Source organism: Paenibacillus sp. FSL R5-0810 (genome assembly GCF_038002285.1).
Lineage (GTDB): Bacteria > Bacillota > Bacilli > Paenibacillales > Paenibacillaceae > Paenibacillus_AQ > Paenibacillus_AQ lactis.
The window spans coordinates 6,418,854-6,431,785 of the sequence record NZ_JBBOCF010000001.1 but is presented as its reverse complement, the minus strand read 5'-3'; the positions used below and the strand labels follow the sequence as shown (position 1 = coordinate 6,431,785).

At 53.1% G+C, this 12,932-nt stretch carries 14 protein-coding genes and 6 tRNA genes; 3 read left to right on the top strand and 17 right to left on the bottom strand.

What is annotated here, in order from left to right:
* Positions 1 to 43: 43 nt before the first annotated feature.
* From MKX76_RS28840 to MKX76_RS28825, 4 genes are all read right to left on the bottom strand, one after another.
* Positions 44 to 286, bottom strand: a complete 243-nt coding sequence (locus MKX76_RS28840) for a zinc ribbon domain-containing protein (protein ID WP_077567953.1) — start codon at positions 284 to 286, stop codon at positions 44 to 46.
* 126 nt (positions 287 to 412) lie between these two features.
* Positions 413 to 832 carry an organic hydroperoxide resistance protein gene (locus tag MKX76_RS28835; RefSeq protein WP_251535571.1) on the bottom strand — a complete coding sequence of 140 codons (420 nt, stop codon included), beginning with the start codon at positions 830 to 832 and terminating at the stop codon, positions 413 to 415.
* Between the two features lie 192 nt (positions 833 to 1,024).
* Positions 1,025 to 1,107 (bottom strand) — tRNA-Leu (locus MKX76_RS28830).
* Positions 1,108 to 1,206: 99 nt separating this feature from the next.
* Positions 1,207 to 1,563, bottom strand: a complete 357-nt coding sequence (locus MKX76_RS28825) for a helix-turn-helix domain-containing protein (protein WP_210094585.1) — start codon at positions 1,561 to 1,563, stop codon at positions 1,207 to 1,209.
* 178 nt (positions 1,564 to 1,741) lie between these two features.
* Between MKX76_RS28825 and MKX76_RS28820 the strand changes: the two genes are divergently transcribed.
* On the top strand, positions 1,742 to 2,395 hold the full coding sequence (locus MKX76_RS28820) for a PAS domain-containing protein (RefSeq protein ID WP_210094472.1): 654 nt from the start codon (positions 1,742 to 1,744) through the stop codon (positions 2,393 to 2,395).
* Between the two features lie 183 nt (positions 2,396 to 2,578).
* On the opposite strand, the gene MKX76_RS28815 is transcribed toward MKX76_RS28820, so the two are convergent.
* The 13 genes from MKX76_RS28815 to MKX76_RS28755 all read right to left on the bottom strand — a co-directional run bounded on the left by MKX76_RS28815 (position 2,579) and on the right by MKX76_RS28755 (position 12,152).
* The gene (locus MKX76_RS28815) at positions 2,579 to 4,207 is read right to left on the bottom strand and encodes an alpha/beta hydrolase (RefSeq protein ID WP_210094473.1); all 1,629 of its coding nucleotides are present in this window, start codon (positions 4,205 to 4,207) and stop codon (positions 2,579 to 2,581) included.
* 17 nt (positions 4,208 to 4,224) lie between these two features.
* Positions 4,225 to 5,247 carry a FecCD family ABC transporter permease gene (locus MKX76_RS28810; protein WP_210094474.1) on the bottom strand — a complete coding sequence of 341 codons (1,023 nt, stop codon included), beginning with the start codon at positions 5,245 to 5,247 and terminating at the stop codon, positions 4,225 to 4,227.
* Positions 5,240 to 6,247 (bottom strand): FecCD family ABC transporter permease, encoded by a 1,008-nt coding sequence (locus MKX76_RS28805; RefSeq protein WP_210094475.1) that lies wholly within the window; start codon positions 6,245 to 6,247, stop codon positions 5,240 to 5,242. Before MKX76_RS28805 ends, MKX76_RS28810 begins: the two co-directional genes overlap by 8 nt.
* Before the next feature lie 34 nt (positions 6,248 to 6,281).
* On the bottom strand, positions 6,282 to 7,310 hold the full coding sequence (locus tag MKX76_RS28800; protein WP_210094476.1) for an ABC transporter substrate-binding protein: 1,029 nt from the start codon (positions 7,308 to 7,310) through the stop codon (positions 6,282 to 6,284).
* A gap of 113 nt (positions 7,311 to 7,423) precedes the next feature.
* A complete protein-coding gene (locus tag MKX76_RS28795) occupies positions 7,424 to 9,109 on the bottom strand; it encodes an AraC family transcriptional regulator (protein ID WP_213613812.1) in 1,686 nt (561 codons plus the stop codon).
* A 379-nt stretch (positions 9,110 to 9,488) separates the two neighbouring features.
* Positions 9,489 to 9,947, bottom strand: coding sequence for a KGG domain-containing protein (locus MKX76_RS28790; RefSeq protein WP_210094478.1), 459 nt, complete (start codon positions 9,945 to 9,947; stop codon positions 9,489 to 9,491).
* 194 nt (positions 9,948 to 10,141) lie between these two features.
* A tRNA-Leu gene (locus MKX76_RS28785) sits at positions 10,142 to 10,224 on the bottom strand.
* 43 nt (positions 10,225 to 10,267) lie between these two features.
* Positions 10,268 to 10,343 (bottom strand) — tRNA-Lys (locus tag MKX76_RS28780).
* A 74-nt stretch (positions 10,344 to 10,417) separates the two neighbouring features.
* Positions 10,418 to 10,492 (bottom strand) — tRNA-Glu (locus MKX76_RS28775).
* A 113-nt stretch (positions 10,493 to 10,605) separates the two neighbouring features.
* Positions 10,606 to 11,301, bottom strand: a complete 696-nt coding sequence (locus MKX76_RS28770) for a Type 1 glutamine amidotransferase-like domain-containing protein (protein ID WP_210094479.1) — start codon at positions 11,299 to 11,301, stop codon at positions 10,606 to 10,608.
* Positions 11,302 to 11,465: 164 nt separating this feature from the next.
* Positions 11,466 to 11,554: transfer RNA gene (locus tag MKX76_RS28765), tRNA-Ser, on the bottom strand.
* 6 nt (positions 11,555 to 11,560) lie between these two features.
* Positions 11,561 to 11,636, bottom strand: a tRNA-Asn gene (locus MKX76_RS28760).
* Positions 11,637 to 11,666: 30 nt separating this feature from the next.
* Positions 11,667 to 12,152 (bottom strand): SprT family protein, encoded by a 486-nt coding sequence (locus MKX76_RS28755; RefSeq protein WP_007132386.1) that lies wholly within the window; start codon positions 12,150 to 12,152, stop codon positions 11,667 to 11,669.
* Positions 12,153 to 12,266: 114 nt separating this feature from the next.
* Here MKX76_RS28755 and MKX76_RS28750 point away from each other — a divergent pair, with 114 nt between their 5' ends.
* Entirely contained in the window at positions 12,267 to 12,617 is a 351-nt protein-coding gene (locus MKX76_RS28750) for a hydrolase/acyltransferase (RefSeq protein ID WP_077567965.1), read from the top strand.
* A gap of 81 nt (positions 12,618 to 12,698) precedes the next feature.
* Positions 12,699 to 12,827, top strand: coding sequence for a cortex morphogenetic protein CmpA (gene cmpA, locus MKX76_RS28745; RefSeq protein WP_007132384.1), 129 nt, complete (start codon positions 12,699 to 12,701; stop codon positions 12,825 to 12,827).
* Positions 12,828 to 12,932 lie beyond the last annotated feature (105 nt).

Sequence of the window (12,932 nt, the reverse complement as noted above, 5' to 3'; positions counted from 1 at the left end):
ACTTTCTGGTACTTAGTCATATTAAAGAATTTTAAAGGCGATGTCAACCGAAGAACACATCGAGGATTGAGCCGATTTGGCCGCGCTTTTTCCCCTCCAAAATATCCGGATTAAACACTTCCACATACCCGCAGTGGGTGCAGGATACAAACAGGAAATGATTGTGTTGAATATCGAACAGCTTGCTGAGCCCCGCTCCCGACATGGATACTTCCTTCGTCTCGCACTGAGTTCCGCGGCATTTGCTGCAGACAAACCGTTCAGCGATCATCTCTTCAATACGCATAGTATGCGCTCCTTTCAAGCTGCCTTTTAATAACGGAATACGGCGAAGTATGGAAAAAGTTCCATATTGTTATGCAATAAAAAGGGGATTATCCCTCATGGAGGACAATCCCCTTCTATTCAATCGTCAGATTACGTTCAGCTCCACATCGATGTTTCCTCGCGTCGCTTTGGAATACGGACAGAACGCATGCGCCTTTTTTGCAAGCTCCTCGGCCTGGCTCCGCTCGATTCCCGGCATCTCAATCTTCAGCTTCACGGCCAGCTTAAAGCCATCGTCCGTTTCATCCTTGCCGATCATCACCTGAGAATGGATGGTCACGTCTTTGAGCGTTACCCCTTCCTTGCGGGCGATATTGGCCAGCGCGCTTTCGTAGCAAGCCCCATATCCCGCTGCGAACAATTGCTCCGGATTGGTTCCTTCCCCTCCGGGTCCGCCAAGCTCCTTCGGCATGCTAAGCTTATGATTAAGAGCTCCGTCGGACGACTGGATCGAGCCCTCGCGTCCACCAACAACCTTCACGTCAGCCGTGTACAATGGTTTCATAACTCGCCTCACTCCTTCATGCCCTATTATGAACGCTACAATAAGACTTTAAACTTGTGGCACAAATTGAAACGGTATGTAAAGGCTTTGTCGGCACAGGAAAGAGTCAAACCGGGGCGTTCGAGACAACAAAAAAAGCCGATGCCCAAGCTTACGCTTGAACAACAGCTTCTTATGCCGATTCAATCATAATGCGGTAGAGAGGACTCGAACCTCCACGGGTATACACCCACTACCCCCTCAAGATAGCGTGTCTGCCATTCCACCACTACCGCATATAATAAAGAAGTTCTTCAGCAGAACATTCCCTATTATATAGCCATAATCCACAATTGTAAAGATCCAATTATTTCCCGCACGCCATAGCCTTGACGCTAAGTCTTCTCGTTTCGCTTATCCCTGCGGTAAGCCGAAAACTCAAGGTACTCCCGGATGAACTCCTTCTCGCGCTCTTCGAGACCCGACAGCGCGGATAGCGCCGTTTCCGCCTCATATTCCTCTCTCGTTTCATTCACCCGGGTGGTGGGCTTGCCCTTCCCGATAATCAACCAGTCCAGGCTAACGGAGAAAAATGCTGCTATTTCAATTAATTTATTCGTACTCGGCGTTGTTTTCCCTCGCTTCCAGTCACCAAAATTCCCTGTGCTGATCCCGAGGGTTTCACAGAACGCCTTCTTCGTCATACCCCGGCTTTCTATCAGATGTTCGATTCGTTGGTAAATAGACTGCATCAAACAACCGCCTTCCTGATTCTCTTTCCAAGAAAAATTACTTAAATACGTATTTTCCTCTTGCAAAACAACTTAAATACGTGTATAATCTATCTATGTTGCCTAAATTATACCATAGGACCCATGGATCGTTGTACCTTTTACCCATGAGTCTATTTCGTAAGAGGAGCGAACCCTTTTGCCCTACGATACCATGAGCACAGCTTGGAACTATGCCGTCCATGCCTTGAACAGAGGCTTAATGATCATTACGCCCGACGGCATGATCGATAAGATAAACGATCCGCTTGTAACGATGTCCGTAAGATATGGTGTCTCGCCTGATTTTCAATGGCAGGGGGCATCATTTTTTGATATTATGCCCTGGTGCTTTGGGGAGGTCGATTTCGGCAGCTTGGACGGTGAACATTATTTATCCTCGGTCAGAGCCGTTCTGGAAGGAAGCCGGCCGGATTGCGTCCTGGAGTATTCGGTCTCCCGGAACCGTAAAGTATTCTGGGTGCTATGCGAGGTCCAGCCGCTGTCCGAAAGCAGCGATAATTTCATTCACGGCGCCATCCTTTCCTTTACCGACATTACAAAGTATAAAGAGCGGCAAATCCTGCTCGAGCAGACGCTTGCCCGCAGCCTTCCGCTCCCGGAGCACATCCCCATCTGCGCCGTATGCAAGCATGTCAGCCAGGAAGAGACATGGGAACCGGTTGAAAGCTATCTTGAGAGACGCCTTCCCGTCGAATTTACGCACGATATTTGTCCCGAATGCATCCGCAGGCTCTATCCGAAATATTCCTCCGCGCTGGACGATGACCATGCCGGAGAAACGGAGGAATAACCACGCTCATCGTTCTCCTCGCTTTTCGTACATTCGCCATTCCCGAAGTTCGCCACCCTGGCGGCCTGCAGCCTATGCGGGCGGATTCAAATACGAGCACATTATAAAAAAGCAGTATAGGATCCATCGGGTCCCATACTGCTTTTGTTTTGTTATAACTGGTTATATCTGCGTTGCTTCCTATTATGAACTGATCAGACGGAGAAGCGGGCTTACCAGGGACGGCAGCACGGATACATGGCCCTCCCCTTCGATTTCATGAAGCTCGGCGTGCAGCAAATGCCGGTGCTCTCGCAGCTTTGCATACAAATCCCTTGCGTCTTGGACCATGGCGGGCTTTTCTTCGGTACCGACAAAAATGCTCAGCTCCCGCTGCAAGTCGAACGGCTGAAGGAATGGCTTGGAGACCTCCCATGTCTTATACAGCACATGCTGCTTCCACCAGACTGATGGGCTCGCTGCAATATACCGCCGAAAGATGTGGGGCCTCGTGAACAGCGCATAGAGCACAAAGAAACCGCCCAAAGAATGGCCGAACACCGACTGCTTCTCGGGATTCACCGGATATCGCGACGCAATGCGGGGGATCAGCTGAAGCTCGATAAAATCCAGGAAGTCTTCGGCGCCGCCGGTTTCCGGCCACGGCATTCCGTTCGGACGGACGGGGAGCTCGTGTGCCGCTGCAGGCACGGTATAATCGTAAAACCGCTCATCCGTCACGATCGGACTGTCGCTGTCGTAGCCGATCCCGACGATGATGGAAGGCGTTATGCCGCGCGGTGTACGGGATTGCAGCCTCACCGCCTCCGCCAGCGTCCCGAAGGATGCATTGGCATCAAGCGAATACAGCACCGGATAGCCGCCTTCAGGCGGCGGTCCCATCGGCTCGGCCACGGATATTCGGTATACGCGCCCAGTCGACTCCGACTGCATGTTCCATGTAACCGTGCCTGATATGCGATAAGCGGGCCCAGCCGTCTCCGGGATGCCGCGTATTCCTTCCGCCGTAACGGCTTGGCCCTCTGTCCTTGCATCCTGCTCCATCGCTGCTCGGGCCTCCACAGCAGCCCCGCTGCCATCTTCGTCAAACAGCCACGACACCGCATCCGGGAATCTCCTGGACATAAAGATCGGATCATGGGTTCCATCCGGATCCATGTGGAGCCTAACCCTGGAATCCGCTCCTTCTTCCCCCGTCCAAATGCGGTATGCCTCCAGATTGCTCGGGGTCATGAACTGCTGGATTCCTTGCTTGTAGGCCCCTTCGTATTGACCGACCGACATATAGACCCGGAGGCCCGGCGGCAGCTTCTCATGGCCACGGATGAACTCCATGACGCCTTCATACCATAATGAGGCCGATAGCATGCCGATCCGGCCGAACGTATCCGGCCGCCAATACCCTGCGAACATGGAGATCAGCCCGCCGAACGAGGCGCCGACGATCCCCGTATGCTCCGGCTCCGGCAGCGTCCGGTAACGACCGTCAATGTAAGGCTTGATGCGATCGGCGACTTCATCGACGTACTCTCTTCCCCGTCCCCCAAAAGGAGGACGGCCTTCAAGCAGCGACTTCGCCGGCCATGGCGTATATTCATCGTTCCGCTTCTCCGTCGCGATCCCGACCAGGATCAGCTCTCCGAGCCTTCCGTCCTTGAACAGATGCTCTAAATAATTCAAGCAATCCATGAAGGAATCGCCGCCGTCCTGAACATAAGCTACAGGATAGCAGCGGTCCGAATGGTGATAAGAGGGGGGCAAATACAGGGTTAGTTCTCGGTCCAAGGCCGAAAGCTTCTGATATCGGTTCATAGTTCCTCCCCGGATGATCAAGATTTTCTCATGCGAAACAATAAATAAACGAAATAAGGAACGCCGATCACCGAGACGACGATGCCTGCGGCAAGCTCTGCGGGAGCAAAGATCGTTCGTCCGATGAGATCCCCGATCATGATGATCGCCATGCCGGCAAGGCCGCTGACCGGCAGCATATACCGATGCTTCAGCCCGACAAGCTGTCTGGCCAAGTGCGGAGCGATCAGGCCGACAAAGCCGATGCTGCCCGATACGGCGACGCTTGCGCTAACCAATCCGATGCTGCAGAGCAGAAGAACCCTTTTCTCGCGTTCCACCGATACGCCAACGCTTTTCACGCTCTCCTCGCTGAGCTGGAACAGATCAAGCACGTGGGCACGGCTCCAAATAATGACCGGCAGAACTAGCAGCCAGGGAATCATCGTCACCACGAACTTCCAGTTGGCGCTGTGAAGGCTTCCTGCCAGCCAGGCAACCGCCATCTCGTAATCCTTGGGATTCATTTTGAGTGCAAAATACATCGTCACCGCCCCGAAACCGGAAGCTATTGCAATCCCGACCAGAATGAGCCGCTGCGGATCGAGCCTTCCACCTTCCCTTGCAAACATATAGATGGCTCCGGTAGCGGCCAAACCGCCCGCCACGCCGAACATCGGCATCATCATGACACCGGTCCAGCCTGTCATCGTCAGCTGTCCTTGGAAAAGGAACATGAACAGCACAACCGCCATGCCTGCTCCGGCATTGATGCCGAGGATGCCCGGATCCGCAAGCCCGTTGCGGGTAACGCCTTGAATCACTCCTCCTGCCGTGCCGAGCCCGAAGCCGACGAGCGCGCCAAGGACGATTCGCGGCAGCCGGAATTCGAAGACGACGAGATCGAATTCGTGGCTTGAATCGATGCGCAGCAGCGTGCGAACGACTTCCGCGACGGACATATCAAACGTTCCGCTCGTCAAGCTGAAATAAAAAGCGGCCAGCACCAGTACAATCCCTGCGCCGAACACGAGGCCGAACCGGCCGGTAGCATTACGCACGCTGCGCCCCTCCCCTCGTTTTGATTAAGTACAGGAAGAAGGGAACGCCGATGATGGACGTGATCACGCCGACCGGCGTCTCGAACGGGTAATTGACGAAGCGCGCCAGAATATCGCACAGAGCCAGGAATAGGCCGCCAAGCACCCCGGAGACGGGAACGATCCAGCGATAATCCGAGCCGGACAAATACCTCGCAATATGAGGGATGATCAACCCGACAAAAGCCACTTTCCCCGCAAGCGCAACCGACACGCCGGTCAGAATGACAACCGCAAGCATCGCCAAGGCTTTAATGATCCATGGCCGCACGCCGAGACCTTTAGCCGTATCGTCTCCGAGCGAAAGGAGCGTTACCGATTTGGAAAGCGTTAAGGCAAGCGCCAAGCCGGCCACAGCGAAAGGGATGCTCAGCTTGATCAGCTCCGGATCCATCGCATGCAGACGGGCATTGTACCAGAGGCTGACCGTCTGTGAGATTTGAAAATAAGCCGCGATCGCCTCCGCCGTACCGCTGAGAAACGTTCCGATTACGGTGCCGAGTATGGCGAGCTGAACCGGACGCATGCCGCCCGGTATAAGCCAAGCCAAGCCGAATACGACGGCGGCCCCGATCGCGGAGCCGACTAGCGAGCTGACAATATACAGGCCGGAGGAGGCATTCGGCATCAGCACCATAAACAGCGTGACCGCGAACACCGAGCCGTCCGACACCCCCATAATCGAAGGGGACGCAAGATAGTTCCTCGTCATGCCCTGCATCAGCGCTCCCGAAACCGCAAGAAAAGCGCCGATCAGCATGGCCCCGATGACCCGGGGGAGCCGGGAGCTCCGAATGATCTGATGATCCACGCTGTTCGGATCGAAGGCAACGATGGCATCCCAGACGGTATTCATCGTAATATTTTTGGCCCCATACAGGATGGAAGCCCCCATCAGCAATAAGCATACTGCCGGGGCCATCACCAGGATGACAGCCGGCAGCGATTTCTTGAATCCCATGAACAACAATCCTTATCCGTTTGTGCCGTGATTTTTATTTCGCCAGATGCTCCACAGCCGCCTTCAGAAACTCGATCTTGCTGTACGCCGTTCCGCCCTGAGCAAGCGGATCCACGACGTTCACGAATGCCTTGCCGTTCTTGAAGGCGTTCAAATTGCTCATGATCGGATCGTTCTGCAGCTCCTCCAGCGCATTCGGTGTATCCTTGTTCTCGTCAGGAGAGAACTGGATAAATACATAATCCGGGTTCATCTCGGCGAACTTCTCTTTCGAGATCAGCTCCTGCGCCTCTACAGCCGCTACCTCAGCCGGTACCGCTATCCCCAATTCCTCATACAACACCGGATTGAAAAATACGCCAGCCGGATAAATGTACATCTCTCCCGCACGGATTCGGAGCGCGACGACCTTCTTGTCCTTCAGGCTATCGCCCAAACTCGCTTTGGCCGCCTCCAGATCCGCTTGATATTGGCTGATGGCCTGCTCGGCCTGTTCCTCTTTCCCGCTTAGCTCCCCAAGCAATCTCAGATTCGCTTCCCAGTTGGTCGACACATGGGAATACGGAATCGTCGGCGCGATTTTATTCAACTGCTCGACAACCTCCGGCTTGAATTTCGTCGAACCGAGGATCACGTCCGGTTTCAGGGACAAAATGGTCTCAAAGTTAGGCTCCGTTTTCTCTCCGATCGACTGCGCGTTTTTCGTTATCGATTGAAACATTGGGGGAAACTCGCCGGAGAACGAGATGGCTCCAACCGGATTCACATCCAGCACGATGGAATCCTCCATTGCCTCGACAGCACCTGTAATCACGATCCGCTCGGTATTTGCCGGAAGCGTGTACTCCTGATCCAAGTATTTGACAACCTTCGTTTCGGACGATGCCGGTGCCGTTTCTTCTTTCTCTTTGGTTCCGGCATCCGCATTCGCTGCTCCAGCTGGTTCCGAACCGCCGGTTGCCGCGATGCCTGCATCCTCCGATTTATTCGTTCCGCCGCCGCAAGCGGACAGCACCAGGGCTGCCGTAAGCAACAGCCCCAAGATCCATTTCGTTCTCTTCATCTCTCTCCTGCTTCCCCTTTCAAATCTCCATAGTTGATAATGATTATCATTATTGATTATGTTAAGGGATAGCGATTCATTTCGCCATGGACGAAATGCGGATTGCCCATGGATCATTTCCGGATACGGGCAGTTTCGGTAAAGAGCCTGCAGGCCTCCTCCGTCATTCGTTCCATCGCGACAGGAGAATACTCCCGCCATGGGAAAGAGGGCAGCTGGTGCACACGACCCTCCCTTACGGCAGGAATCATCAGCCACTCCGGCGACGCCTGCACCTGCTTCCAAAAAGCGAGTGTTTCCGAATCCTGACGAACAAGGAGAAGGATATGATCCGCTCCGCATTCCTTAATCGCCGTTACGCTCAAATCCTCAAGACCATGACGGTCAGCTTCAAGGAGGGATTCAAGCGCCGGCTGCAATTTCAGACGATCGTACAATAGTTCCTTCATACCGGGATGACTGTAAGCCGTAAGCTCGCGCTGATGGATGCGAAGCGTCAGGACCGTCTTCTCCTCATTCGGAAGATTCTCAATTGCGCTGCAGCAATTCGCCGTCTTCTCCTGATACGATTCGATCCAGCTGTCCGCTTCCGGCCTCCTGCCCAGCTTGTCCGCTAAAGCAAGCAGTTGAACGCGCCATCCCTCCCGGTCCCCCGGCATCACGTATATAGGCGCAATCTTCTCCAGCAGCTCCCGTTCCCAAAGCTCGACCTCTTGTGCGCATATAATCAGCTCCGGGCTTGCTGTGGCCAGCCTTTCCAGATTCGCGGATTTGTTGTGGTTCTGTCTGTAAGCGTCAAGATGCACGGGGATTTCAGAGCCAAGGGCATGATAATAGTAAGGGGACCACTTGGGGTGGACCGGCGCGGCATAAGGGACGAATTGGAGCGGCATCGCATATCCGAGGAGCGAGGTCGAGCCGTACAAGGCGATTTTGTTTTTTCGTTTTTTTCTGTATTCGGATGGAGAGAGGCCGAAGCTTTTCTTGAACTTGCGGCTAAAATAAAACTCATCCTTATATCCCACCTGATGCGCAACCTCCCGAAGCAAAGGCTCGGACCGCAATAGCAGTAGCTTCGCCTTATTCATGCGGATGCCCGATAGATAATCCATCGGGGTGTGGCCGTAGGTGTTCTTGAACACTTCGGCAAAATATTTCGGGCTAAAGCCCGCCAGATCTGCCAATTGATCCAGCGTCAGCTCTTCGTCATAATGCTCATGCATATAGTCTTTGGCCCGCTCCAGCGCCTGCCGCTTACCCTCGGATTGACCTGAAACAGATTCCGTAATCATCGTGTACAGCAGCTCCTGAAAGTCAAGCTGTGCCCGCCACTTCTTCATCCTGTCTCCGCTGTGAAAATATTCATAGAGCGAGCTGCAGGAGCTGTACAGCGATTCCGGCAGGCCGGCTTCGCAAAACTCTCCGCAAGGAATCAATACGGAGTCATCCGCCTCACGAAGGTGCCCGCTCCCCGGCAGCCCTTCATAGAAAGCAAAATAAAGAATGGCGATGACGGCATGCGCCTGCTTCTTCCTCTCTTCACGACCGGCCTTGGTCAGACAGAAGGTAGAACCTGCCCGGCAGATCTTAACGCTGCCTTTGCGCATATGCAGGCTCTGCTCCCCCGTATGGAGGAACGATTCCCCTCCCATCTGCAGAATAAGTGCCGATTGCATCGTAAGCTGGTAATCGAGCGGCAAATCCTGCTCCCGGAATATTTCAATATTCCACAACCAGGCCGTCAGGCCCCCAAATTCCTTAATTCCGTTCAGTACCTGGCTATTCCCGGCCACATCCATATGTAAAAAACCCCTATCATAAATGAGAATGGTTATCATTATCATATATTCACATAAGGATCCTTGTCCAGCGAATTTCGCTCAAAATATGTATGCCGATTTCAAACTATGCCGCCTTATCTTAATCACCGCCTTTAAGGCTTAATGCATGAGGGGGAGCTGGAAACGCTGGAAACGTGCTGCCCCATCCTATAGACACAAATAAAGCAGCTGCGTATCCAGTATGGATTCGCAGCTGCCTCGGTTGTTAAACGTCGATTTGCAGGCTTATCTACGCGGTCCCGCATGCATGGAGCATTTGGCGGGGCTTTGGAATGGGCGCTAGCACCAAACCTAATGGCTGCTAAGCCTGCCTTTTCCGAACGATTCGGCGATAATGTTAATCACCGCGGCGCTGGCGTGCTCTTGCCTCGCCGCCTTTCCGCCCTGCTTCCTCACGGCTCATCTTGCCGTCATTGCCGTCGCTGTCATTTCGGGCTTGTCCACCCTTCTGCCCGATCTCCTGGTAGAACTCACGGTCATGGGAATCGGAGGTTGCTTCGCCGCCTTTGCGTCCGATCTCCTCATAGAACTCTCGTCCATGAGACTCCGCGGTGGCTTCGCCGCCCTTCTGGCCAATTTCTTGGTAGAACTCCTTGTCATGGGATTCGGCAGTGGCTTCGCCGCCCTTCTTCCCGATCTCCTGATAAAACTCCTTATCATGAGACTCCGCAGTGGCTTCGCCGCCTTTGCGTCCAATCTCTTGATAGAACTCTTTGTCATGATTATTTGCTGTAGCTTCCCCACCTAAACGTCCTGCTTCTTCACGGCTCATCTTACCATTATTGTTGTTAGCCATTCTGAATCACTCCTTATAGGTTTTTAGAAGTTGTACTCGTCTACGGTATGATATTAACCTCTTCTGCAAATATGAAACATTATCTCTTGCGTATATGTGTAATAAAAAGTCGGGTGCATCCTCCGCATAAAGTTCATAAATACGAAAGAAACCCTGCACTGTACCGTACAGGGTTTCTCATTTCCATTCATGTATGCGGTAGAGAGGACTCGAACCTCCACGGGTATACACCCACTACCCCCTCAAGATAGCGTGTCTGCCATTCCACCACTACCGCATAATATAAAGATGAAGCGAATCGATCACTTTATCGAAAAAACTGGTGAGCCATGAAGGACTCGAACCTTCGACACCCTGATTAAAAGTCAGGTGCTCTACCAACTGAGCTAATGGCTCTCGATGACAATCATGCAGCTGCCATAAAGACTTCCCAACCATCCGGATTATGATCCGTGATGCGATGATGAAAGTGGTGACCCGTAGGGGATTCGAACCCCTGTTACCTCCGTGAAAGGGAGGTGTCTTAACCCCTTGACCAACGGGCCACTTTAAGCACGTCGCCGTGACGACAAGATTGAGTATAGCATAAATTCAAAAAAGATGACAAGCCCTTTTTTTCATTTTTTTATATTTTTTTTGCAGACACCATAAAAGGCCATTAACCCAGCCATTTCACCTGGAGTTCATGCTCTTTCACCGTATCCCCGGATCGCTCTACGCGGTATGCTTTCGCGTCGGGCCTCGAGCTGACGACACCGTGCAGGCGCCCGTCGATGAAATGCAATGCGGCTCCATCGTCTGCGGCATAACCAGGCCGAACCTCTCCTTGAAGGATCAGTTCATGGTAAGCGGGCCTCCGCTTGCTCTCTCCGTCATAATGCGGGCAATGGCTCCCCGCGAGCAAACCAAGGCCGTTCAGTTTATACAGCGGGCCGTTTAGCGGATCGGTAACGCCTTCTTCAAACCAGCAGATCGACCCTGCGCTGAGTCCGGTTAAAACGGCTCCACGCTCATAGGCTTCCTGCAGGATTCGATCAAGGCCCCACTCTTTCCACAGCACCAGCATGTTTCGGGTATTGCCGCCTCCAACATAAAGGATGTCCTGCTCAAGCACATAGGTTCTCAGATCTGTGAAATTGGGCTGGAAAAAGGATAAGTGGCACGGCGTGCAGGGCAGCGAACGAAATGCAGTATAGAACCGCTCCACATAGTTGTCCGCATCTCCGCTCGCCGTCGGAATAAAGCATACCTTCGGTGACTCTTTCGAAGCTTGCGCCAGTACATACCGGTCAAGCAGCAGGTTGTCCGGCTCCATGGAGAACCCCCCGCCGCCCATGGCAATTATCTGTTTCATCTCTTCTCCCTCCAGATGTCTATTTCCCTGATACTGCGGAATGACCTGCCCAATTAGTTGGTTGTTCGCTATCCATACAATAAAGCTTCCGGTCCATATCATCCCTACGCAAGAAAGCCCCCGGTCACTGATGTGACGGGAGCTTCCCATGGTGTGTATCTGAACGGAGAGAGAGGGATTCGAACCCTCGCACCGCTTACGCAGTCTAACCCCTTAGCAGAGGGTCCCCTTATAGCCACTTGGGTATCTCTCCATGAAATGGCTCCCCGAACAGGACTCGAACCTGTGACAACTCGATTAACAGTCGAGTGCTCTACCAACTGAGCTATCGGGGAACGTCAAGTCGATTAGCTAGTAATAATTTATCATGACTTCTTGGGGGAGTCAAGCTGTAGAAGCGTCAAACGTCCGCTGCAGCGACCGCACCGGTAACGCGCCGGGTTCATTTTGCGCTTACGCAAATATTCGGTTCCGCATGCCCCGCATCGCAGCTTGTATCGATAAGGCTCCGGCTTCCTGCCCGCCGGCTTTGCCGCCGGCAGCGACTTGCAAAACCGGCTGCCTCCCACCGCCTGCAGCAGCTGTTTAAAGTCGGGATCCCGGTGACGGTAGCCCCTCCCCGCCAGGTGAAGATGGTAATGGCACAGCTCGTGCTTAATGATCTTCTCCACCTCTTCCGGTCCATTCGCGGCCAGCTGGTGAGGGTTGATTTCGATGTGATGGCTTTTCAGAAAATACCGGCCTCCGGTGGAGGATAAACGGCGGTTAAACGTTGCTTTATGCCTAAAGGGTACCCCGAAGCTCTTCAACGAGACGCTTTCAACCCAGGCCTGCAGTTCCTCGTTGCTCATTTCCTTCATGGTTCCTGCCTGTTCCTTTCCTAGGCTTGTAAATGCTACTTGAATTTTAACTTCCCTCTGGGCTACACTGTCAAGTAGAAAGTCATGGAGGGAGAACCTGCGAACATGCCAACGATGCGTTACGTAATCCTACAGCGGCAGCATGAGCTGGAATTTGTGGAAATGCCCAGCGACTATGCGTATCAGCTCAGCGCGCTGAACCTGCGCCTGAATAAAGAGATCGACAAACTGACCGCTCCCGGCAAGCCGCGGCTGCCGATTGCCATAGCCGAGTGTGACAGCCTGGATTTGCTTCAGGAATCCATGAGCATCCGGAACGGACTGGAGTACATAAATGAACTTGAGCAATCCTTTGCTTCCCTGAATGAGAGCGAATATCCGCTCATTGCGTTGCTGACCGAAATCCGTGCACTTCAAGCTCAGCTTGAGCAGTGGTATGAGGAAGAAGGGCAATAAATCCATGTAGACCTGCACGCTTTGGGCCTTTTCCCCATATGCTATCCATACAGATGGAATTAGCAAGAGGAGGAGATACCCTTGCCGCAATGGCTCTGCAATCAATTGACGCGCGCCTTCCGCAAAAAGGACAGACGTCAGATCAAGCTGCTGAACGAATGCTGGTTCTTTTACCGGAACTCCCCGGGCGAGAAATCGAATGTCAGATAAGACGCGCCGCTCATGATCAATAGCCAAGGTATGTATGAACGACAAGCCGGACATCTTTCGTCCGGCTTGTTTTTGCATGCATGGATAATAGCTGTCCTCGTCGCT